Genomic DNA, 20907 nt, shown 5'->3' on the forward strand with positions numbered 1-20907 from the left:
GCACTCTTATCGCTCGTTGAGCGAGGAACGCTGAATAAGTGAGGTGACCGATGGCGATATTTTACAGATTTGCAGATGAAAATTACAAAGATGTACCTATTACTTCTACAGGTAAAACCACTGGCCCGATATGAGACAACGCCCACATCAGGCCGCTGCACTCAGGCTTCAAGAATCTCTTTCAGCTGCAGCTCGTCAAAAATCTGTTTAACCCATTGCTCGGTACGTTGCTGGGTCAACTCAGGCTGACGGTCTTCGTCGATGGCCAGACCGAGGAAATGGTTGTCATCCGCCAGCCCTTTAGAGGCCTCGAAATGGTAACCCGCCGTTGGCCAGTGCCCGACAATCACCGCGCCCCTGGGCTCAATGATGTCGCGGATGGTGCCCATGGCATCGCAGAAGTACTCGGCATAATCTTCCTGATCGCCACAGCCAAACAGCGCCACCAGCTTGCCGTTGAAGTCGATCTCTTCCAGGGTCGGAAAGAAGTCGTCCCAGTCGCACTGCGCTTCGCCATAGTACCAGGTGGGAATACCCAGCAGCAAAATATCAAAGGCTTCAAGATCTTCTTTGCTGCTTTTAGCGATATCGTGAACGTCAGCAACGTCTGTGCCAAGCTGCTTTTGAATCACTTTTGCAAGATTTTCGGTATTGCCCGTATCGCTGCCAAAGAAAATGCCTACGATTGCCATGAGTTTAATAACCTCTTGAAACTTAATGATATGAGATGGCTAACTTAAAAAAGATAACGGCAATGATAGCAGACAGCCACAGGGGGATAAACGAGTAATCCTCCTGCTTTTGTCGCATTGTGCTGTGCCCTCAGCTGTCCCTTACTGCGAGATAACCACCGCTTCAGGGGTTCTGGCTGGCTAACTGCGCCATCACCATCTCTTCAATCAGCTCGCTGCGGCTCATATTACGCTGGTCAGCAAGGTGATTAAGGGCATCAACCGCATCGCTATTGATTTTCAGCTCGACGCGCTTAAGCCCGCGCACTTTATCACGCTTAAGCTGATTGCGTTTGTTGATGCGCAGCTGCTCATCACGCGTCAGCGGATTAGTTTTAGGTCGTCCCGGACGGCGTTCGTCTGCAAAGAGATCGATCGTGGTGCGGTCCGTGTTTTCTTTTGCCATAGAATCGTGGTACTGAAGGCTGGAGTTCTGATGGATTGAGCCATGTTGCCAAAGGGATTTTCACCCGCGACAAAATTTTAGCGCGCCATCATACCCCAGTGAAAGTCGAGACGACAACGATTTAACAATTTGAGGGAGCATTTGTTTCTAACGCGCATAAAAACGGCTAATTGCGCGCAGAACCGCATCAGGTTTCTCTGCATGTACCCAGTGTCCGGCACCGGCAATCACATGTGCGCGTGCCTGGGGGAACTGCGCCAGCAGGGCGTCACGCCACCTGTCGTCAAGGTAGGCTGAGCGTTCGCCGCGGATAAAAAGCGCCGGATGCGGCCAGGCGGGGATCGGCTGCCAGTCGATGATCTCTGGGTACCGGGCCTCCAGCGCCCTGACGTTAAAGCGCCAGCTCCCCTCGTGAAAGGACTTCAGCAGAAACTGAATCACCCCTTCTTCCTCTATTGTCTGGCGCATCAGCGCGGCGGCTTCGCTGCGGGTGGTTATTCCCGCTGCCATCACCGCGTTCAGTGCGGCAAAAATGGCGTCATGATGGCGTTCAGGGTAAGCGACGGGCGCAATATCAATTACCACCAGCTTGCCAGCCCGCTCCGGCGCGGCCGCCGTCAGTGCCATGGCGATTTTTCCGCCCATCGAATGACCTACAAGGTCAAAACGCGCGATCCCCAGCTCATCAAGCGTCTCCAGCACGTCCTGCGCCATCGCCGGATAGCTCATCTCATCCGATCGCGGGGAAAGGCCATGATTGCGTACGTCAATCTGGACCACCGGACGCGTCGCCTTCAGCTCTCTGGCCAGTACGCCAAGGTTATCCAGGCTGCCAAACAGGCCGTGGATCAGTACGGTGGGCAGATTCGCGGCAGCGGATTGTTCGGTTTGCAAGCGGGCATTCAATTTCATAGCAAAGTTCTTACAGTTGAAACGAGGGGTTAGGGTATCATGGATCCACATTTTTCTGCCGAAACGATAAACGGCTTCCAGGCCACCTTTTTGCGGCATAGTCTGACTTTTGCCTGTATTGGGGTCTGGCGCTACACCCTGGCAGGATTTAACTTTATAATCCACATGTTAGAGCTGGTCTGTGAACCGTGCTGCGTAACCGAACCCTGTAACACGGCACCGGGCGGCTCTTATAAGCAATAATCGTACTGGATCATGATGAAAACTATCGAAGTCGACGAAGAGCTGTACCGTTATATCGCCAGCCACACTCAGCATATTGGTGAAAGTGCCTCTGACATTTTACGGCGTATGCTTAAATTCTCAGCCGGTCAGCCGCTGCCAAAGGGCGCAGCAACGCCGCCAGCGATGGCGAAAAGTGCTGCACCTGCGGAAGTACAATCGCGTCCTCAGGATCGCGTCCGTGCCGTACGTGAGCTGCTGCTGTCCGATGAGTATGCCGATCAGAAAAAAGCGGTAAATCGCTTTATGCTGATTCTTTCGACGCTGTACAGTCTTGATCCCAAAGCATTTGCTACAGGCACCGAGTCACTGCTCGGTCGTACGCGCGTCTACTTTGCGGGTAATCAACAAACCCTGGTACAGAACGGCACCCATACCAAGCCGCAGCATATTCCGGGCACGCCGTATTGGGTGATCACCAACACTAACACAGGTCGTAAACGCAGCATGATTGAACATATCATGCAGTCGATGCAGTTCCCGGCGGAGCTGATCGACAAAGTTTGCGGCACCCTCTAACTGATAACCTGATAATCAGGGAGAAGCGCCCATGGCTAATCACCCCCGTGCCGGGCAGCCGGCCCAGCAGAGCGATTTGATTAACGTTGCACAATTGACTTCACAGTATTATGTCCTGCAACCCAATCCGGGTAATGCGGAACATGCGGTGAAATTTGGTACCTCAGGCCATCGCGGCAGTGCAGGGCGTCAGAGCTTCAACGAAACGCATATTCTGGCGATTGCGCAGGCGATTGCTGAAGAGCGTACAAAGAATGGCATCACCGGTCCCTGCTACGTAGGGAAAGATACCCACGCGCTGTCTGAACCCGCAATCATTTCCGTACTGGAAGTGCTGGCGGCTAACGGTGTGGACGTTATCGTGCAGCTGGATAATGGTTATACGCCAACCCCTGCAATCTCTAACGCCATTCTTGAGCACAATAAAGCGGGTGGCGCACAGGCTGATGGTATCGTGATTACGCCGTCACACAATCCGCCGGAAGATGGGGGTATCAAATACAATCCACCGAACGGTGGACCGGCCGATACCAACGTTACCAAAGTCGTTGAGGACCGCGCCAACGCGCTGATTCAGGACGGACTGAAAGGCGTGAAGCGTATCGCACTGGATGAAGCATGGGCCAGTGGGCACCTGCAGGAAAAAGACCTTATTCAGCCCTATATCGAAGGTCTGGCACAGATCATTGATATCCCGGCCATTCAGAAAGCAGGCCTGAAAATTGGCGTCGACCCGCTGGGCGGCTCCGGTATCGCTTACTGGCAGCGTATTGCCGAGTTCTACAAGCTGGATCTGACCATCGTGAATGATTCAGTGGATCAGACTTTCCGTTTTATGCATCTCGACAAAGATGGCGTGATCCGCATGGATTGCTCGTCTGAAAGCGCGATGGCTGGCCTGCTGGCGCTGCGGGATAAGTTCGATCTGGCGTTTGCTAACGATCCTGATTATGACCGCCACGGCATTGTTACCCCTGCCGGGCTGATGAATCCGAACCACTATCTGGCCGTTGCTATTAATTACCTGTTTCAGCATCGTCCTCAGTGGGGTAGCGATGTGGCCGTCGGCAAAACGCTGGTCTCCAGCGCGATGATCGACCGCGTCGTCAATGATATTGGCCGCAGGCTGGTAGAAGTACCGGTCGGCTTCAAATGGTTCGTCGACGGACTGTTTGACGGCAGCTTTGGCTTCGGCGGCGAAGAGAGTGCAGGGGCCTCCTTCCTGCGCTTTGACGGTACGCCGTGGTCAACGGATAAAGACGGCATCATCATGTGCCTGCTGGCGGCAGAAATTACCGCGGTAACCGGTAAAAACCCGCAGCAGCATTACGATGAGCTGGCACAGCGGTTTGGCGCACCCAGCTACAATCGCCTGCAGGCATCCGCCACGTCGGCGCAAAAAGCGGCGCTGTCGAAGCTTTCTCCTGAAATGGTCAGTGCCGATACGCTGGCCGGTGACCCGATCACCGCCCGCCTGACGGCAGCGCCGGGCAACGGTGCGTCAATTGGTGGTCTGAAAGTGATGACGGAGAACGGCTGGTTCGCTGCGCGTCCTTCCGGTACGGAAGATGCGTACAAAATCTACTGTGAAAGCTTCCTCGGTGCCGAGCATCGCGAGAAGATCGAAAAAGAAGCGGTAGAGATTGTCAGTGAAGTGCTGAAAAACGCCTGATTATTCAGGGTGGAACCGCAAAAAAGGCGCTATTCGTAGCGCCTTTTTTTCGTTCAGGGCATAAAACGGTAGCCTATGCCGGTTTCGGTGATCAGATAGCGCGGCCTGGCCGGGTCGGCTTCCAGCTTCTGGCGTAAATGCCCCATATAGATGCGCAGATAATGACTGTGCTCCACGGCATTCGGACCCCATACCTGATTCAGCAGCTGACGCTGCGTCATCACTTTACCGGCGTGATTGAGCAGGCTCACCAGCAGGCGAAACTCAGTCGGCGTCAGGTGTAAATCCTGCTGGTTCCGCGTAACCCGGCGATCGGCGATATTGACCGTGACATCGCCAAAGCTCACTTCCGGGCTGAGTGCAGACGGACTCGGATCTGCGCGATAGCGCAGTGCGACCCGCACCCTTGCCATCAGCTCGCCCACTCCAAAGGGTTTAGTCAGGAAATCATTAGCACCCGCATCCAGCGCTTCGATTTTGTCCTGTTCATTACTGCGGGCAGAGAGCACCACGATCGGGGAGGCGCTCCACTGGCGAAACTCACGAATAAACTCTCCGCCATCACCGTCAGGTAAACCAAGGTCGAGAATAACCAGGTCGGGTTTGCGGGTGGCCGCTTCAATCAGGCCACGCTGGAGCGTATCGGCATCGTAAACGCGCAGGTCTTCACCCTCCAGCGCGAGGCGTAAGAAGCGGCGGATCTCTTTTTCATCTTCAATAATCAGGATCGTAGTCACGCTGTCTCGCTCAATAAATACATTCGTATGCCAACATTCTGCGGCTTAGCTATAGCTCTCAATCTACCAAATTATTCCCGGGGGTGCACAGATGCCCGTAAAGGCAGACGCGGCACGTCATGCTGCCGAAAATAGTGGATTAAGACATTTAAGTTACATTAAGGTTAATTAAGTGTAATTAATTAACCTTAATGTAACTTTATTACGGTTCAGAGAGGATAAAAGAGAGGATTTATCGCTGAAAGTGGTCAGATGAGATGAAAAATTACACTATAACGCGTATTATTTTCGGCAAATCTTCTCTTATCTTGCTGGCCTGTCGGGAGGGCTTATGCTGCTCTATCACGCTTACTCTTTACATCGAATAATCCTGCGCCGTATCGCGGTGGTTATCATTGGGTTTATCGCACTGCCGGTCATGCTATTTCGTCATGACCGCTCGAGGTTTTACAGCTATCTCCATCGCGTCTGGTCTAAAACCAGCAGCCAGCCGGTCTGGCTGGCGAACTCAGAAGCCGCTGGCTGCGAATTCTATTAATCTCACCCGCTTCGGCGGGTTTTTTTTCCCCCTTCATTCAGTAATTCTTAATATTCTCGCCTTTACTGGTACAACTGGGCTACACTTAAACTTCTACAAGAAGTTAGAGGTTGTACAACTATGAGCGAGAAAATTCCTGTTGGCATCAGTGCCTGTCTGCTGGGCGACAAAGTCCGTTTTGACGGCGGACATAAGCGATGTACCTTCGCTACGGATGAACTCGCTCCCTATATTCATTACGAGCCGGCCTGCCCGGAAATGGCCATTGGTCTGCCTGCTCCCCGCCCGGCGTTAAGGCTGATCGATACTGCGGAGAGTAAAACGGAGCTGGCATTCAGTAACGGCCACGGCGAGCCGGTTACCGAAAAAATGCAGCACTATTCCGAACAGCGAGTGGCTAACCTACAGCATTTATGCGGCTACATCGTCTGTGCCAAGTCGCCGACCTGTGGCATGGAACGCGTTCGGGTTTATCAGCCGGACAGCAATAATAATCGTAAAGAGGGTGTCGGCGTCTTTACGCGTGAGCTGATGCGCCAAATCCCCTGGCTGCCCGTTGAAGAGGATGGCCGGTTACAGGATGCGCCGCTGCGTGAGAATTTTGTCGAACGCGTATATACCCTGCATGAGTTTAATGCGCTGTGGCGGAGTGGGCTGACCCGCGGCAAACTCATCGCTTTTCACAGTCGTTATAAGCTGTCACTGCTGGCACATTCTCAGGCGGAATACCGTGAACTGGGGCGGTTCGTTGCGGCCATTGAAAGCTGGAGTTCACTGGAGGAGTATGCCCTTGAATATCGCCAGCGGCTGATGGATCTGCTGAAACATCCGGCCACGCGGGGCAACCACACTAACGTTCTGATGCATGTTCAGGGCTATTTCCGGCCCCAGCTGAGTTCAAGGCAGCGTCAGGAGCTGGCTTCACTGATTGATCACTATCGGCAGGGGCTTCAGCCGCTGCTGGCACCTATCACGCTGTTAAAGCACTACATGTCTGAGTTTCCCGATCCTTATCTCGCGCAGCAGCGCTACTTTGAACCCTATCCGGAAGCGCTTCGACTGCGTTACGGTCACTAAACTTATCAGGGAGATTCATGGTCACCCATCTGGTCTGGATGCGTAACGATCTGCGCATCCACGATAACTACGCCCTAAATGCGGCCTGCCGCGATGCTGATGCCAGGGTTCTGGTGCTGTTTATTGCCACGCCCGTCCAGTGGAAATCACACTCAATGTCCCCCAGACAGGCGGCATTTATTTTCAGCAGTCTTCAGGACGTGCAACGATCGCTGGCTGAAAAGGGCATACCGCTACACTCTGTCGAGTGCGATGACTTTACCGCCTCGATTGAGGTTCTGAAATCCTTTTGCCAGCAGCATCAGGTCGGACGCATGTTTTACAATTATCAGTACGAGGTCAACGAACGCAACCGCGATGCGGCGGCCGAGCGTGAGCTGTCTGATATTGGTGTGGTTTCACAGGGGTTTGATGACAGCCTGCTGCTGCCTCCCGGTAGCGTACTGACCGGCAATCGCGAGATGTATAAGGTGTTCACTCCCTTCAGTCGTGCCTTTGTCAAGCGTCTGCATGCTGGCCTGCCGGAGTGCGTTTCCGCACCGGCCGCGCGCGCGGATGCGCCGCTGCGGGATGTACCCGCGCTGACGCCCTTTAACTATCCCTTCGAGGAGGTTGATGAAACCCTTTTCCCCAGCGGAGAGGACGCCGCGATTGCGCGATTGCGGCATTTCTGTCAGCAGACGGTTACCGATTATGCCGATAACCGGGATATTCCGGCGGTGGATGGCACCAGTCGCCTGTCAGTCTATCTGGCCACCGGCGTACTTTCTCCCCGCCAGTGTCTGCACCGCCTGTTGACGGAGCACCCGCAGGCGCTTGACGGCGGCCGGGAATTTGTCTGGCTGAACGAGCTCATTTGGCGTGAGTTTTACCGCCATCTGCTGGTCGCTTACCCTTCACTGTGCCGCTATCAGCCCTTTATTGCCTGGACGCGCGGCGTCAGGTGGCAGAATAATCCCGCGCATTTTGCCGCCTGGCAACAGGGAAAAACCGGTTACCCAATTGTTGACGCTGCCATGTGCCAGCTGAATAAGCTGGGCTGGATGCATAACCGCCTGAGAATGATCGTCGCCAGCTTTTTGATCAAAGATCTGCTGATCGACTGGCGGGAAGGCGAGCGCTACTTTATGTCGCAGCTGGTTGATGGCGATTTGGCCTCGAATAATGGTGGCTGGCAGTGGGCCGCGTCGACGGGGACCGACGCCGCACCCTATTTTCGCATTTTTAATCCCACCACCCAGGGAGAACGCTTTGACCGGCAGGGCGAATTTATCCGTACGTGGCTGCCCGCCCTGAAAGAGGTGCCTGACGAATGGATCCATCAGCCGCACAGCTGGGCGGAAAAGAATAATGTCACGCTGGATTATCCGGTCCCGATTGTTGATCATAAAGAGGCGCGCAGGCAGACCCTTGACGCCTATGAGGCCGCGCGAAAATAAGATAATCGGGAATGACTATGCGTAATACAGAGCTTGAACACCTTGTTAATCAGAAACTCAACGCTGCGAGCTTTAGCGACTATGCCCCCAACGGACTTCAGGTTGAGGGTCGGGAAGCGATCGCTAAAATTATCACCGGCGTGACCGCCTGCCAGGCGCTGCTCGACGAAGCCGTGCGCCTGGGTGCCGACGCGGTGTTGGTACATCACGGTTACTTCTGGAAAAACGAAGCGCCAACCATCAAAGGCATGAAGCGAAACCGCCTGAAAACGCTGCTGGCGAACGATATCAATCTCTATGGCTGGCATCTGCCTTTAGATGCGCATCCCGAACTGGGGAATAATGCACAGCTGGCGAGGCTGCTGGGCATCACCGTCAAAGGCGACGTTCTGCCGCTGGTTCCCTGGGGTGAATTGCAGGATCCATTGACCGGAGAGCAGCTTGCTGCCCGCATCGCTCAGGTGCTTGGCCGTGAGCCGCTTCACTGTGGCGATAATGCGCCCGCGCTTATCCGCCGCGTGGCCTGGTGTAGCGGCGGCGGGCAGGGATTTATCGACGATGCCGCCGCCTTTGGCGTGGATGCATTTATTAGTGGGGAGGTTTCTGAACAAACCATCCATAGCGCGCGTGAACAGGGCCTGCACTTCTTTGCTGCGGGGCATCACGCGACGGAACGTGCAGGGATCCGGGCGCTGGGCGAGTGGCTTGCAGAGGCACATGGCCTGGACGTCACCTTTATTGATATTGCCAATCCCGCCTGATGAAACCGGGCGGCGTACCGTCGCCCGTTATACGCCTCAATGCTCCGCGCAAAACCGCTTATCTCACCCTCATCGCAGTAACGACAGATACACGCCTTGTTGACACCTTAATCACATTTACGCATAACTGTTTGCCTTAATGAGAAAAAAAGCCGCATTGCGGGTCAGGAGGGCGTTTTGCAACAAGCACGTTGTTACCTGTTAGGCGAGCGCGCGGTAGTGCTTGAGCTGGCGCCGCCGGTTTCACTCGGCAGCCAGCAGCGCATTTGGGGGCTGGCGGCCACGCTCAGCGCTCGCCCTGAAGTCACAGAGGTGATACCGGGAATGAACAACATTACGGTACTGCTTAGCGACCCACAGAGCACGGCGCCGGATGCGATTGAATGGATGCAATTCTGGTGGGAGAAGAGCGAGGCGCTGGAGCTGGCAACCCGTCGAATCGAGATCCCGGTGGTCTATGGTGGCCAGGCTGGCCCCGATCTCGAGGTGGTGGCGCGCCACAGCGGCCTTAGCCCGCAGCAGGTGGTGGAGGCGCACGCCGCTGCGGAATATCAGGTCTTCTTTATCGGTTTCCAGCCGGGCTTCCCTTATCTCGCCGGGCTGGATAACCGGCTGCATACGCCGCGTCGCGCCGAGCCGCGCGTGGCGGTTCCGGCCGGCTCGGTGGGTATTGGCGGCAGTCAAACCGGCGTCTATCCTCTTTCCGCGCCGGGCGGATGGCAGCTGATTGGCCATACCGGGGTGGCGCTGTTCGATCCGCAAAACCGGCCGCCGACCTGGCTCAGGCCTGGCGACAGCGTGCGATTTATCCCGCAAAAGGAGGGCATATGCTGAAGATTATTCGCGCCGGAATGAGCACAACGCTACAGGATGCGGGACGGACAGGCTGGCGGGACGCTGGCATCAGCGTCGGGGGCGTATTAGATCATCCGGCAATGGAAACGGCCAATATGCTGGTGGGCAACCCCCGGCAGAGCGCCGTGCTGGAGATAACCCTGGGGCAGTTTTGTGCAGAGTTCGGGCGCGACGGCTGGATTGCGCTTACCGGGGCGGGATGCAGTGCGGATATTGACGGCCAGCCGGTGTGGACAGGCTGGCGTACGGCGGTAAGGAAGGGTCAGCGCCTGACGCTAAAAATGCCGCAGCGCGGTATGCGGAGCTATCTGGCGCTTGACGGCGGCTTTGACATATTGCCGGTGCTGGGTTCGTGCAGCACGGATGTTAAAGCGGGCTTTGGCGGCTTCGGGGGGAGAAAACTCGAAGAGGGCGACCTGCTGCCGCAGGCCGTACCGCAGCAGCGCTTTAGCAAGCCTGTTGGCGTTCGTCAGCTGCTGTTTGGCAACCGCATCCGCGCCATGGCTGGCCCTGAATTTCATGAGTTCAGCCCGGAGAGCCGGGCGGCCTTCTGGCGGACCGGCTGGCAGCTTAACCCGCAGAGTAATCGTATGGGCTATCGCCTGCAGGGCAGGGCGCTAAAACGCATCGCCATGCGGGATATGCTGTCGCACGGGCTGATGCCCGGCGTCATTCAGGTTCCACCCAACGGTCAGCCCATTGTGCTGATGGCCGACGCGCAGACCACCGGCGGCTATCCCCGTATTGGCTGCGTGATCGAGGCCGATCTTTATCACCTTGCGCAGATCCGGCTGGGTGAACCGATCCACTTTGTTCACTGCACGTTAGAAGAGGCGCTACAGGCAAAACGCGAACGTCAGCGCTCACTCGATCAGATGGCCTGGGGGTTAGCACATGAAGGTTGATTTAAACGCCGATCTCGGCGAAGGGTGCGGCAACGACCACGCCCTGCTACAGCTGGTCTCCTCTGCCAACATTGCCTGCGGTTTTCACGCGGGTGATGCAGAGACCATGCTGCAAAGCGTGCGCTGGGCGCTGGCCAGTGGCGTGGCGATTGGCGCCCACCCCAGCTTCCCCGATCGTGAAAATTTCGGCCGCACGCGTATGACGCTGCCGCCCGGGGTCGTTTACGCCCAGGTGGTTTACCAGATTGGCGCACTGAAGGCGATGGCGGAGAGTGAAGGGGGAAGTCTGGCGCACGTTAAGCCGCACGGGATGCTCTATAACCAGTCCGCGCAGGATCCCGCGCTGGCCGACGCCATCGCCCGTGCGGTGAAAGCGGTGGATCCCAGGCTGGTGCTGGTAGGGCTGGCGAACAGCGAATCAATCCGCGTGGCGCAGGCCCTGGGGCTGAGCACCCGGGAAGAGGTGTTTGCCGATCGCGGCTATCAGTCAGATGGTTCACTGGTGCCGCGCTCTCAGCCTGGCGCGTTGGTCGACAGCGACGAACAGGCGATAGCCCAGACGCTGGGCATGGTCGCGCGCGGTGAGGTGCAAAGTCTGAGCGGCGAGTGGGTGCGGGTGCGGGCAGAAACGGTTTGTTTACACGGGGACGGCGCACATGCACTGGCCTTTGCCCGCCAGCTGCGCAATGCTTTTGCCGAACAGCATATCCTTGTGACCAGCGAACGCTAATTTAAAAAGCGGGCAGGGTGCAATATTTTCAGTTTCCCGGTACGGCGCGGGCGATATTCAGAAAAACCAGGAGAAGAGATGGAAACTGCAGTGAATTTGTGGCCGCTGGCCGGTATCGCAGCGATTATTGTGGGTTTTTTACTGCGCTTTAATCCGGTGGTGGTGGTGCTGATTGCCGGCTGGATCACCGGGCTGGCAGCCCATATGCCGATCGGCGATATCCTGGATAAGATCGGCTCCGGCTTCCTCAATACGCGCAATCTGGCGCTGATCCTGCTGCTGCCGCTGCCGATTATCGGACTGCTTGAGCGGCATGGCTTAAAAGAGCGCGCACAGGCGTGGATAGCTCAAATCAAAACGGCGACGGCGGGGCGTCTGCTGATAGTTTATCTGCTGGTTCGTGAAATCACCGCCGCCATGGGGCTGACCAGCCTGGGCGGACATCCACAGATGGTGCGCCCGCTGCTGGCCCCAATGGCCGAGGGCGCAACGGAAAACCGCTACGGCGAGCTGCCGCCTGAGGTGCGCTATCGGCTACGCGCGATGGCGGCGGCAACCGATAACGTCGGGCTGTTCTTTGGCGAGGACGTATTCGTTGCCTTTGGGGCCATCATCTTTATGCATAATTTTATGCAGGAATCGGCGGGTATCCAGACCGAGCCGCTGCATATTGCCGCATGGGGTTTACCTACGGCACTTTGCGCTTTTCTGATCCATGCGTTCCGCCTGCGGCGTCTGGATAAATCCCTGGCGGCCGAACTCTCGGCGCTGAACGGCACGGCCCTGAAAGCCAAAGGAGAACGCTAATGTTTCAACAGCACTATCTCTTCTGGCTGGCGGGTGTCATTCTGCTGGGGGTCGCGGGCATGTCATGGCGCGATAAGGCTAATCCCCGCCGTCTGACGACCGGACTGTTTTGGGCGCTGTACGGCGCGATCTTTTTTATCGGGGACGGCGCGGAAAACCTGCTGGGGGCGCGTAACCTGCATATCCTCACCGGCGTTCTGGTGGTGATCACCGCGCTTATTGCCGGGCTGGGCGGCGTAAAACTGGGCTCTTATCATCAGCGCAGCCAGCAGCAGCGTGATGAGAGTGCCGCACGGCTGCGTAACCGCCTGTTTCTGCCCGCGCTGGCAATTCCAGTAGTGACCGTGGCAGGGGTAGTGGCTTTTAATAATCTGCCCGGCCTGCAAAACGCCGTATTTGGTGCGGGTAATCATGCCACCCTGGTCACGCTGTTTAGCATGATGGTCGGCTGCCTGACGGGCTGGCTGATTGCGCTAAAAATGACCCGGGATACCCCGGCGCAGTCGGTTCAGGAGGCGCGCCGCCTGCTGGATGCCATCGGCTGGGCCTTTATACTGCCGCAGCTGCTGGCGACGCTGGGGCTGCTGTTTACCAGCGCGGGCGTGGGGACCGCGATTGCGCACCTGACGGAAACCTATCTGGCCGTTAATAACCGCTTTGTCGCCGTCGCCAGCTATGCCATCGGCATGGCGCTGCTGACCATGGTGATGGGCAATGCGTTTGCCGCCTTCCCGATTGTTACCGCCGGTATTGGCATTCCGGTCCTGGTGCTCCAGCACCACGGCAATCCGGCGGTGATGGCGGCAATAGGGATGTTCTCGGGCTACTGCGGCACGCTGATGACGCCGATGGCGGCTAATTACAATATCGTTCCGGCTGCGCTGCTGGAGCTACCCGATCGCAACGCGGTGATCAAAGCTCAGGTGCCGACCGGCGTGCTATTGTTAATAGTGAATATTTTCCTACTCTGGTATCTGATGTTTCTGTGAGGCTTAGATGAAAACGGTTCTGATTACTGCCTTCGAACCTTTTGACGGCGAGCGGGTGAATCCCTCATGGGAGGCGGTCCGCCACCTGCATGAGCGGATGATTTGTGGGGCACACGTCGTGGCTAAACAGCTACCCTGCGTGTTTAATGAGTCCCTGAGGGTGCTTAATGAGACGCTGGATGCACTCAAACCTGACCTGGTTATTGCCGTCGGCCAGGCGGGAGGACGGACCGATATCAGCGTTGAACGGGTGGCAATCAATATCAACGATGCGCGCATTCCCGATAACGCCGGCAATCAGCCGATTGATGAGGCCACCGTCGAAGACGGTCCGGCAGCCTATTTTTCTACTCTGCCCATAAAGGCCATTGTGGAAGGGATCCGCGAGGCGGGTATTCCGGCAACGGTGTCGCAGACTGCGGGTACCTATGTCTGCAACCACGTGATGTATGGCCTGCTGCACGCCCTGGCTAAGCAGAAAGACCCGGTGCGCGGCGGCTTTATCCATATTCCCCTGCTGCCTGAGCAGGCGGTTAAGCATCCAGGCCTGGCGAGTATGCCGGTGCAGACGGTAGACCTGGCGCTGGAAATGGCGATAAGTATTGCCCTGACCGTCGAGGAAGATCGTCGTCTGGAAGGCGGCGCAACGCATTAACCTGTTATCTGGAGGGCATATTTGATGCCAGAAGGACCTGAAATTCGCCGTGCGGCCGACACGCTGGAAAAGGCAATAAAAGGCAAAACGCTGACCGACGTGTGGTTCGCGTTCCCTGAACTGAAAGTCTGGGAGCCGGTGCTGCTTGGTGAACGCATCGAGGCTATTGAGACCCGTGGTAAAGCGATACTCAGCCACTTTTCCAGCGGTCAGACGCTCTACAGCCACAATCAGCTTTACGGCGTCTGGCGCGTGACCGACAGCGGTAAAACGCCTGACTCTAATCGCGTACTGCGCGTCAGGCTGGGGGCGGAGGATAAAACTATTCTGCTCTATAGCGCCTCGGACATTGAGATGCTGGACTGCGATTCGCTGACAACGCATCCTTTCCTGCAGCGCGTGGGGCCAGACGTACTGGATATGTCGCTGACCGTGGCCGAGGTGGCGGGCCGCCTGCTTTCAACGCGTTTTCACCGGCGTCAGTTCAGCGGTCTGCTGCTGGATCAGGCTTTTCTGGCCGGGCTTGGCAATTACCTGCGGGTTGAAATTCTCTGGCAGGCGGGGATTGCCGCACACCATCGCGCTCAGGATTTGTCGCCAGAAGCGCTGCAACGACTGGCGGAGGCGCTGCTGGCGGTGCCGCGCCTTTCGTATCAGACGCGGGGCGTAGTCAGTGAAAAACGGCATCACGGCGCATTATTTCGTTTTGAGGTCTTTCATCGCGAAGGGAAGGCGTGCGAGCGCTGCGGCGGCATCATCGAGCGGACCACGCTTTCATCGCGGCCCTTTTACTGGTGCCCGGGCTGCCAGCATTAAGGGGGTACTGTGCTGAGCCTTCCCATCTGTGTCACCCGTTGCCATAGGGATATTTTTTCCCCTTAATAAATTCTGGTGTTTCACCATGATAAATATAGCCGTTGGGATGTCGTGTGATCCCCTTGCAGGCATCCAGGTTATCAGAGATCAGAGCATAGGATCTTCACGCTTTTTTTATACCGTTTAGCGATGACGTGGAAGAACAACTTTTCCTTCCCTGAATATTTCTTTAGCAAGTTGTCTAATCTTGGAGGAGTTATAAATTTGGGCAGTTATTACTGTTTGCCATTACTCCCACTGTGGTGATTTAATCGGTACCAGAAGTTCATCATTAAAGGGAATATGATGACTGAGTATGATCTTATTGATCCGAACGAGCCTGGGCAATATTACACCTTTAGAACGCACCTGCGGCCGGGTGAATATTTTGCAATTACCCCCTCATTTCGTCCGCCGCATATTGCGAAACCCATAGTCGACGAACAAACAAATGTTTGTCTTGGCTACTCTGTGGCTCAGGCACCAGGGCTATGGCAGATTTATGATGCTGACGGGAGATTCATCACGCTGGAAGAATCTCCGCTAGAAACGCCGCTCGTTGACCCTCTTGATATTGCTCTGTTTATGTTTGGCGCGTTTCGCCTACTTCGTACCGGAAAAGCATTACTTGAAGGGGCTGCAATTAACCGGATGAAGGTTGCAATGAGCGAGGCGACCCTGAGTATTTTAAGGGGGCGCTTTAAAGTTGGTTTGTCCGCAGTAAGCATAAAGTTCTCTAAAACAACCGCTTTACATATGGCCGATTCTGGTCGCTACATACCCATTCAGATAATCGAAAAAGCCATTCGGTATGGAGTCCGAAGCCCAGATCCGCGCAGAAAGGCCGGTCTTTTCATATATAGCATTGGAATGACCCGCTTAACGAGATCTATAGTGGGTAAGGCGGTAGTTTATAAACCGAAATCGTATACCTTACATGTGCTGATGCGAGAGAAGGACTGGACAGTTATGCATTTCCATATTAAGGAAATCAAATAATGTTTGAGATCAAAAATGAAGACGTGCTGTTTCGCCTCTCTTTTATCGAAAGACTCGAAGAACCGGAAGAACGTAGCCTGGACCTCATCATGTGTTGGCTGGAGATCGAAGAACCTTGCATAAAACTACAATGCCAGTGTGAGCTAGCCCAGTTTGAGCTTGAAGAATTACGCGACAAACTGTCGGCATTTTACGAATGCCTTCCCTATAAAGTTAAACCCGCAGCGATCGCATTTGTTCCGAGAATAGAAACTTTCACCTGTGAAGTCCGGCAGGTGGTGGGTGCTGATGAGTTTGGTTTCAATTTCACAGCCAGTCCGCACGAGGATGAAGGCTGGATGCTCAAGGGCGGAATAGTGATAGACCAGTCATATTTCCCCGGCTTGATACGTGGGGTTGATTCAATTTTGTCTAATTAACTTTAAGCTTTCTGCACCGAACAGCAGACACACCCTAAAATCTTCTGCATATGGAGATTGACCTCGCCAGATAGCGCATGATCTGGAATTCGCCATCCAGGGTGGAGAACGGTGAGCATAGCCCACCGTTAAGCTTAAGCGCGAAGGCATCAGCCCGTCCGGACGGTTTCCCGCCCGAACGGAAAGCGTTACTCCGCGGTCTCTGATTTAAAATCGCGCTTATCGTAGCCGGTATAGAGCTGACGGGGACGGGCGATTTTAACGCCGTCATCGTGCATCTCTTTCCAGTGCGCGATCCAGCCCACGGTACGCGCCATAGCGAAAATCACCGTAAACATAGAGGACGGAATACCCATCGCCTTCAGGATAATACCGGAGTAGAAGTCGACGTTAGGATAGAGCTTACGCTCGATAAAGTACGGGTCGTTCAGGGCGATATGCTCCAGCTCCATGGCGACTTCCAGCAGGTCATCCTTCATGCCCAGTTCGTTCAGCACTTCATGGCAGGTTTCACGCATCACGGTAGCGCGTGGATCGTAGTTCTTGTATACGCGGTGACCAAAGCCCATCAGGCGGAAAGAGTCATTTTTGTCTTTCGCACGCTTCAGGAACTCAGGAATGTGCTCGACGTTGCTGATCTCCTCCAGCATCCGCAGGCAGGCTTCGTTTGCCCCGCCGTGTGCAGGCCCCCAAAGAGACGCAATACCGGCAGCGATACAGGCAAACGGATTGGCGCCGGATGAGCCTGCGGTACGGACGGTAGAGGTAGAGGCGTTCTGCTCATGGTCTGCATGCAGAATTAGGATGCGGTCCATAGCGCGTTCAAGGATTGGGTTAACCACATACTCTTCACAGGGCGTCGAGAACATCATGTTCAGGAAGTTACCGGCATAGGAGAGGTCGTTGCGTGGATAAACGAAAGGCTGACCAATCGAATACTTGTAACACATCGCCGCCACGGTAGGCATTTTAGAGAGCAGGCGGAATGCCGCGATTTCACGGTGGCGTTCAATGTTAACGTCCATGGCATCGTGATAGAACGCGGCCAGCGCGCCCGTCACCCCACACATGACCGCCATCGGATGAGAGTCACGACGGAAACCCCGGAACAGGTGATGGATCTGCTCATGAATCATGGTGTGGCGGGTAACGATAGTGCGGAATTCTTCAAACTGGGTTTTGGTCGGCGCTTCGCCGTTCAGCAGGATGTAGCACACTTCCAGATAGTTGGAGTGCAGGGCCAGCTGATCAATAGGGAAACCACGATGCAGCAGAATACCTTCGTCACCATCAATATAGGTGATTTTCGACTCACAGGACGCAGTAGAGGTAAAACCCGGATCGAAGGTGAAGTATCCCTGTGAACCCAGGCTACGGACATCAATTTCTTCCTGGCCTAACGTACCTTTCAGCACATCAAGTTCAATAGGAGCTTCGCCTGGTAGGGTTAGCGTTGCTTTTTTATCAGCCATTTACAGTCTCCTTAGCGCCTTATCGGTGAACCTTTGACAACGGAAATGCCGCTGTATCCGCGGTTGATACTGGTGCGCAGGTGATCGACTCTGTGGCATCTTTTATCGTGCAGGGTACAGAGCGATGGGCGCGTGCAGGTCGGCGGGTACAATCTGTCTGCGTTTCGCGGTTGTTAAAGATCCGTTCTGGTCATAACTTGTCGGTGATTATTATCGGGTTCTTTAAGTATAGTTGAAGCCAATGTTACATAACTTGTCATGAGGGGGAAGTGTATCCCCTTAACTTTTGTGCATCATATAAATTTCGATCGCTAGTTTGTAACAGGAATGTTGAACTTTTGTCAAATCAGATAATTAAATTTGTATAAATTGTGAAAAATGTGATGATGATCACTGTTCCACCTAAATGTGACAAGGATGTTTGTAGGGGAATTGTAATGAGTTTGTGAACCCCCTATACTTCGGCCAGGTCTCCGGAAAACCCTGCTGTAGGAGCCACCCAGCGTTTTATACGCGTCGTTTTGACACTGGACGTTGAAGTTCTGGACGTTGAAGTTTTAGTGCCTGGCGCAGTGCTTGATTAAACGCTGTCTGACCCGCCCTCAGGACCGGAGGAAGCAAAATAAGAAAGGCTGTGTGGGCAAAACCGTGAAAAAACAAAGACCTGTCAACTTGGATCTCTCCACGATCCGGTTTCCCGTTACTGCAATAGCGTCTATTCTCCACCGCGTATCTGGCGTCATAACCTTTGTGGCCGTTGGAATTCTGCTTTGGTTACTGGGCCTGTCACTCTCCTCTCCCGAGGGCTTCCTGCAAGCCTCAGCCGTTATGGGCAGCTTTTTCGTCAAATTCATCGTTTGGGGCATTCTGACCGCACTGGCGTATCACATCGCCGGCGGCATTCGCCACATGCTGATGGACTTTGGCTTTCTGGCCGAAACAATGGAGACGGGTAAGCGCTCTGCGCATATTACATTTGTTATTACTGTCGTGCTTTCAATTCTGGCTGGAGTCCTCGTATGGTAAGCAACGCTTCTGCACTGGGTCGTAACGGCGTTCATGACTGGCTGCTGCTTCGCGCCGCTGCCATGATTATCACCCTGTATGTTCTGTATGTTCTCGGCTTTATCGTTATGTCTGGCACGCTGACATATGAGATCTGGCGGGGCTTTTTCGCCTCTCCGTTGACCAAGGTCTTCACCCTTTTAACGCTGTTCTCCATTCTGGTGCATGGCTGGATTGGGATGTGGCAGGTATTAACAGATTACGTCAAGGCCGTGGCTACACGCCTGATACTGCAACTGATTGTGGTCGTTGCACTGTTAGTGTATGCAATTTATGGAACCGTTGTTGTGTGGGGTGCGTAATGAAGTTGCCAGTAAGAGAATTTGATGCCGTGGTTGTCGGCGCAGGTGGTGCGGGCATGCGTGCGGCGCTACAGATTTCACAATCAGGACAGAGCTGTGCTCTGTTATCCAAAGTTTTCCCTACCCGTTCCCATACCGTCTCTGCGCAGGGTGGCATTACCGTTGCCCTGGGCAATACCCATGAAGATGACTGGGAATGGCATATGTATGACACGGTAAAAGGTTCCGACTATATCGGTGACCAGGACGCCATCGAATATATGTGTAAAACCGGCCCGGAAGCGATTCTGGAGCTTGAGCATATGGGGCTGCCTTTTTCCCGTCTTGATGACGGTCGCATTTATCAGCGCCCCTTCGGTGGACAGTCGAAAAACTTCGGCGGCGAGCAGGCTGCACGTACTGCCGCTGCAGCTGACCGTACCGGTCATGCCCTGCTGCACACGCTTTATCAGCAGAACCTGAAAAACAAAACCACCATCTTCTCCGAATGGTACGCGCTGGATCTGGTGAAAAACGCCGACGGTGCGATTGTCGGCTGTACCGCACTCAATATTGAAGACGGTGAAGTGGTCTACTTCAAAGCGCGGGCGACGGTGCTGGCTACCGGTGGCGCAGGACGCATCTATCAGTCCACCACCAATGCGCACATCAACACCGGCGACGGCGTGGGTATGGCGCTGCGCGCGGGCGTACCGGTGCAGGATATGGAAATGTGGCAGTTCCACCCGACCGGTATTGCCGGGGCGGGCGTGCTGGTGACCGAAGGGTGCCGCGGCGAAGGCGGTTACCTGCTGAATAAGCACGGCGAACGCTTTATGGAGCGCTACGCCCCTAATGCGAAAGACCTTGCAGGACGCGATGTGGTTGCCCGCTCAATGATGATTGAAATTCGTGAAGGGCGCGGCTGTGAAGGTCCGTGGGGACCGCATATCAAGCTCAAGCTGGACCATCTGGGCAGCGAAGTGCTGGAAGCCCGTCTTCCTGGCATCCTTGAGCTGTCGCGCACCTTCGCACACGTTGATCCGGTAAAAGAGCCGATCCCGGTCATCCCGACCTGTCACTACATGATGGGCGGCATTCCGACCAAAGTGACCGGTCAGGCGATTACGGTTAACGAACAGGGCGAAGACGTGGTGGTGCCGGGGCTGTTTGCCGTGGGTGAAATTGCCTGCGTCTCCGTGCACGGCTCTAACCGCCTCGGCGGTAACTCACTGCTGGACCTGGTGGTATTTGGCCGCGCTGCGGGCCTGCATTTGCAGGAATCCATTCAGGAACAGGGTGAACTGCTGGAAGCGACCGATGAAGAGATCGACGCCTCGCTGGCCCGCATGAACCGCTGGAACAACAATACCACCGGGGAAGATCCCGCCGAGCTGCGTAAAGCATTGCAGACCTGTATGCAAAACAACTTCTCCGTTTTCCGCGAAGGCGAGGCGATGGCGAAAGGGCTGGCTGAGCTTAAACTGCTGCGTGAACGCCTGAAAAATGCCCGTCTGGATGACCGTTCCGCCGACTTTAATACCCAGCGTATAGAGTGCCTGGAGCTGGATAACCTGATGGAAACGGCCTACGCCACTGCGGTTGCGGCTAACTTCCGTACCGAAAGCCGGGGCGCACACAGCCGCTTCGATTATCCTGAACGTGACGATGCAAACTGGCTGTGCCACAGCGTGTATCTGCCGCAGAGCGAAAGCATGACTCGCCGTGAGGTGAACATGGCGCCGAAGCTGCGCGCGGCGTTCCCGCCAAAAGCACGTACTTACTAGGTTGCGGAGATAAA

The 20907-nt window shown here is 55.2% G+C and carries 23 protein-coding genes; 18 read left to right on the forward strand and 5 right to left on the reverse strand.

Features of this window, described 5'->3' with window-relative positions:
- Window positions 1–161: 161 nt before the first annotated feature.
- The 3 genes from fldA to ybfF all read right to left on the reverse strand — a co-directional run bounded on the left by fldA (window position 162) and on the right by ybfF (window position 2049).
- Window positions 162–692, reverse strand: a complete 531-nt coding sequence (gene fldA / locus AAGR22_RS07365) for a flavodoxin FldA (RefSeq protein ID WP_067702335.1) — start codon at window positions 690–692, stop codon at window positions 162–164.
- A gap of 163 nt (window positions 693–855) precedes the next feature.
- Window positions 856–1137, reverse strand: coding sequence for a LexA regulated protein (gene ybfE, locus AAGR22_RS07370; protein WP_067702338.1), 282 nt, complete (start codon window positions 1135–1137; stop codon window positions 856–858).
- Between the two features lie 147 nt (window positions 1138–1284).
- Window positions 1285–2049: an esterase gene (gene ybfF, locus AAGR22_RS07375; RefSeq protein ID WP_345831154.1), complete on the reverse strand. Its 765-nt coding sequence runs from the start codon at window positions 2047–2049 to the stop codon at window positions 1285–1287.
- Between the two features lie 258 nt (window positions 2050–2307).
- Between ybfF and seqA the strand changes: the two genes are divergently transcribed.
- Together seqA and pgm are read left to right on the forward strand one after the other, a co-directional pair.
- Entirely contained in the window at window positions 2308–2850 is a 543-nt protein-coding gene (seqA, locus tag AAGR22_RS07380) for a replication initiation negative regulator SeqA (protein WP_067702341.1), read from the forward strand.
- 31 nt (window positions 2851–2881) lie between these two features.
- On the forward strand, window positions 2882–4522 hold the full coding sequence (pgm, locus tag AAGR22_RS07385) for a phosphoglucomutase (alpha-D-glucose-1,6-bisphosphate-dependent) (RefSeq protein ID WP_067702344.1): 1641 nt from the start codon (window positions 2882–2884) through the stop codon (window positions 4520–4522).
- A 53-nt stretch (window positions 4523–4575) separates the two neighbouring features.
- On the opposite strand, the gene kdpE is transcribed toward pgm, so the two are convergent.
- Entirely contained in the window at window positions 4576–5259 is a 684-nt protein-coding gene (gene kdpE, locus AAGR22_RS07390) for a two-component system response regulator KdpE (protein ID WP_345831155.1), read from the reverse strand.
- Window positions 5260–5590: 331 nt separating this feature from the next.
- On the opposite strand from kdpE, the gene AAGR22_RS07395 reads away from it, so the two are divergent.
- From AAGR22_RS07395 to AAGR22_RS07455, 13 genes are all read left to right on the forward strand, one after another.
- Window positions 5591–5797, forward strand: coding sequence for a YbfA family protein (locus AAGR22_RS07395; RefSeq protein ID WP_067702351.1), 207 nt, complete (start codon window positions 5591–5593; stop codon window positions 5795–5797).
- A 120-nt stretch (window positions 5798–5917) separates the two neighbouring features.
- Window positions 5918–6874, forward strand: a complete 957-nt coding sequence (locus AAGR22_RS07400; RefSeq protein WP_345831156.1) for a 2-thiouracil desulfurase family protein — start codon at window positions 5918–5920, stop codon at window positions 6872–6874.
- 17 nt (window positions 6875–6891) lie between these two features.
- Window positions 6892–8313, forward strand: a complete 1422-nt coding sequence (gene phrB, locus AAGR22_RS07405; RefSeq protein ID WP_345831157.1) for a deoxyribodipyrimidine photo-lyase — start codon at window positions 6892–6894, stop codon at window positions 8311–8313.
- 17 nt (window positions 8314–8330) lie between these two features.
- On the forward strand, window positions 8331–9074 hold the full coding sequence (locus AAGR22_RS07410) for a type 2 GTP cyclohydrolase I (RefSeq protein ID WP_067703653.1): 744 nt from the start codon (window positions 8331–8333) through the stop codon (window positions 9072–9074).
- A 177-nt stretch (window positions 9075–9251) separates the two neighbouring features.
- The gene (pxpB, locus tag AAGR22_RS07415) at window positions 9252–9908 is read left to right on the forward strand and encodes a 5-oxoprolinase subunit PxpB (RefSeq protein WP_345831158.1); all 657 of its coding nucleotides are present in this window, start codon (window positions 9252–9254) and stop codon (window positions 9906–9908) included.
- Window positions 9902–10834: a 5-oxoprolinase subunit PxpC gene (pxpC, locus tag AAGR22_RS07420; RefSeq protein WP_345831159.1), complete on the forward strand. Its 933-nt coding sequence runs from the start codon at window positions 9902–9904 to the stop codon at window positions 10832–10834. Before pxpB ends, pxpC begins: the two co-directional genes overlap by 7 nt.
- Complete coding sequence (gene pxpA, locus AAGR22_RS07425; RefSeq protein ID WP_345831160.1) at window positions 10824–11564, forward strand: 5-oxoprolinase subunit PxpA; 741 nt, start codon at window positions 10824–10826, stop codon at window positions 11562–11564. Before pxpC ends, pxpA begins: the two co-directional genes overlap by 11 nt.
- A gap of 78 nt (window positions 11565–11642) precedes the next feature.
- Window positions 11643–12371 carry a DUF969 domain-containing protein gene (locus AAGR22_RS07430; protein WP_345831161.1) on the forward strand — a complete coding sequence of 243 codons (729 nt, stop codon included), beginning with the start codon at window positions 11643–11645 and terminating at the stop codon, window positions 12369–12371.
- Window positions 12371–13360 carry a DUF979 domain-containing protein gene (locus AAGR22_RS07435; protein ID WP_345831162.1) on the forward strand — a complete coding sequence of 330 codons (990 nt, stop codon included), beginning with the start codon at window positions 12371–12373 and terminating at the stop codon, window positions 13358–13360. Before AAGR22_RS07430 ends, AAGR22_RS07435 begins: the two co-directional genes overlap by 1 nt.
- Before the next feature lie 7 nt (window positions 13361–13367).
- On the forward strand, window positions 13368–14015 hold the full coding sequence (gene pcp / locus AAGR22_RS07440) for a pyroglutamyl-peptidase I (RefSeq protein WP_345831163.1): 648 nt from the start codon (window positions 13368–13370) through the stop codon (window positions 14013–14015).
- Window positions 14016–14039: 24 nt separating this feature from the next.
- Complete coding sequence (nei, locus tag AAGR22_RS07445; protein ID WP_345831164.1) at window positions 14040–14831, forward strand: endonuclease VIII; 792 nt, start codon at window positions 14040–14042, stop codon at window positions 14829–14831.
- 345 nt (window positions 14832–15176) lie between these two features.
- Window positions 15177–15869: a hypothetical protein gene (locus AAGR22_RS07450; RefSeq protein WP_345831165.1), complete on the forward strand. Its 693-nt coding sequence runs from the start codon at window positions 15177–15179 to the stop codon at window positions 15867–15869.
- The gene (locus AAGR22_RS07455; protein ID WP_067702381.1) at window positions 15869–16288 is read left to right on the forward strand and encodes a hypothetical protein; all 420 of its coding nucleotides are present in this window, start codon (window positions 15869–15871) and stop codon (window positions 16286–16288) included. The genes AAGR22_RS07450 and AAGR22_RS07455 overlap by 1 nt, the downstream gene beginning before the upstream one ends.
- A 188-nt stretch (window positions 16289–16476) precedes the next feature.
- Here AAGR22_RS07455 and AAGR22_RS07460 read toward each other — a convergent pair whose 3' ends face one another.
- Window positions 16477–17760, reverse strand: coding sequence for a citrate synthase (locus AAGR22_RS07460; protein WP_067702383.1), 1284 nt, complete (start codon window positions 17758–17760; stop codon window positions 16477–16479).
- Window positions 17761–18396: 636 nt separating this feature from the next.
- On the opposite strand from AAGR22_RS07460, the gene sdhC reads away from it, so the two are divergent.
- From sdhC to sdhA, 3 genes are read left to right on the forward strand one after another with little or no spacing between them, the layout of a single operon-like run.
- A complete protein-coding gene (sdhC, locus tag AAGR22_RS07465; protein WP_067702386.1) occupies window positions 18397–18786 on the forward strand; it encodes a succinate dehydrogenase cytochrome b556 subunit in 390 nt (129 codons plus the stop codon).
- Window positions 18780–19127 carry a succinate dehydrogenase membrane anchor subunit gene (sdhD, locus tag AAGR22_RS07470; protein WP_067702389.1) on the forward strand — a complete coding sequence of 116 codons (348 nt, stop codon included), beginning with the start codon at window positions 18780–18782 and terminating at the stop codon, window positions 19125–19127. The genes sdhC and sdhD overlap by 7 nt, the downstream gene beginning before the upstream one ends.
- A complete protein-coding gene (sdhA, locus tag AAGR22_RS07475) occupies window positions 19127–20893 on the forward strand; it encodes a succinate dehydrogenase flavoprotein subunit (RefSeq protein WP_067702392.1) in 1767 nt (588 codons plus the stop codon). The genes sdhD and sdhA overlap by 1 nt, the downstream gene beginning before the upstream one ends.
- Window positions 20894–20907 lie beyond the last annotated feature (14 nt).

The organism is Erwinia sp. HDF1-3R (assembly GCF_039621855.1).
Lineage (GTDB): Bacteria > Pseudomonadota > Gammaproteobacteria > Enterobacterales > Enterobacteriaceae > Erwinia.

Coding starts and splice junctions, on each gene's coding strand:
- fldA (WP_067702335.1), bottom strand. CDS start 692: ATGGCAATCGTAGGCATTTTCTTTGGCAGCGATACGGGCAATACCGAA.
- ybfE (WP_067702338.1), bottom strand. CDS start 1,137: ATGGCAAAAGAAAACACGGACCGCACCACGATCGATCTCTTTGCAGAC.
- ybfF (WP_345831154.1), bottom strand. CDS start 2,049: ATGAAATTGAATGCCCGCTTGCAAACCGAACAATCCGCTGCCGCGAAT.
- seqA (WP_067702341.1), top strand. CDS start 2,308: ATGAAAACTATCGAAGTCGACGAAGAGCTGTACCGTTATATCGCCAGC.
- pgm (WP_067702344.1), top strand. CDS start 2,882: ATGGCTAATCACCCCCGTGCCGGGCAGCCGGCCCAGCAGAGCGATTTG.
- AAGR22_RS07395 (WP_067702351.1), top strand. CDS start 5,591: ATGCTGCTCTATCACGCTTACTCTTTACATCGAATAATCCTGCGCCGT.
- AAGR22_RS07400 (WP_345831156.1), top strand. CDS start 5,918: ATGAGCGAGAAAATTCCTGTTGGCATCAGTGCCTGTCTGCTGGGCGAC.
- phrB (WP_345831157.1), top strand. CDS start 6,892: ATGGTCACCCATCTGGTCTGGATGCGTAACGATCTGCGCATCCACGAT.
- AAGR22_RS07410 (WP_067703653.1), top strand. CDS start 8,331: ATGCGTAATACAGAGCTTGAACACCTTGTTAATCAGAAACTCAACGCT.
- pxpC (WP_345831159.1), top strand. CDS start 9,902: ATGCTGAAGATTATTCGCGCCGGAATGAGCACAACGCTACAGGATGCG.
- pxpA (WP_345831160.1), top strand. CDS start 10,824: ATGAAGGTTGATTTAAACGCCGATCTCGGCGAAGGGTGCGGCAACGAC.
- AAGR22_RS07430 (WP_345831161.1), top strand. CDS start 11,643: ATGGAAACTGCAGTGAATTTGTGGCCGCTGGCCGGTATCGCAGCGATT.
- AAGR22_RS07435 (WP_345831162.1), top strand. CDS start 12,371: ATGTTTCAACAGCACTATCTCTTCTGGCTGGCGGGTGTCATTCTGCTG.
- pcp (WP_345831163.1), top strand. CDS start 13,368: ATGAAAACGGTTCTGATTACTGCCTTCGAACCTTTTGACGGCGAGCGG.
- nei (WP_345831164.1), top strand. CDS start 14,040: ATGCCAGAAGGACCTGAAATTCGCCGTGCGGCCGACACGCTGGAAAAG.
- AAGR22_RS07450 (WP_345831165.1), top strand. CDS start 15,177: ATGACTGAGTATGATCTTATTGATCCGAACGAGCCTGGGCAATATTAC.
- AAGR22_RS07455 (WP_067702381.1), top strand. CDS start 15,869: ATGTTTGAGATCAAAAATGAAGACGTGCTGTTTCGCCTCTCTTTTATC.
- AAGR22_RS07460 (WP_067702383.1), bottom strand. CDS start 17,760: ATGGCTGATAAAAAAGCAACGCTAACCCTACCAGGCGAAGCTCCTATT.
- sdhD (WP_067702389.1), top strand. CDS start 18,780: ATGGTAAGCAACGCTTCTGCACTGGGTCGTAACGGCGTTCATGACTGG.
- sdhA (WP_067702392.1), top strand. CDS start 19,127: ATGAAGTTGCCAGTAAGAGAATTTGATGCCGTGGTTGTCGGCGCAGGT.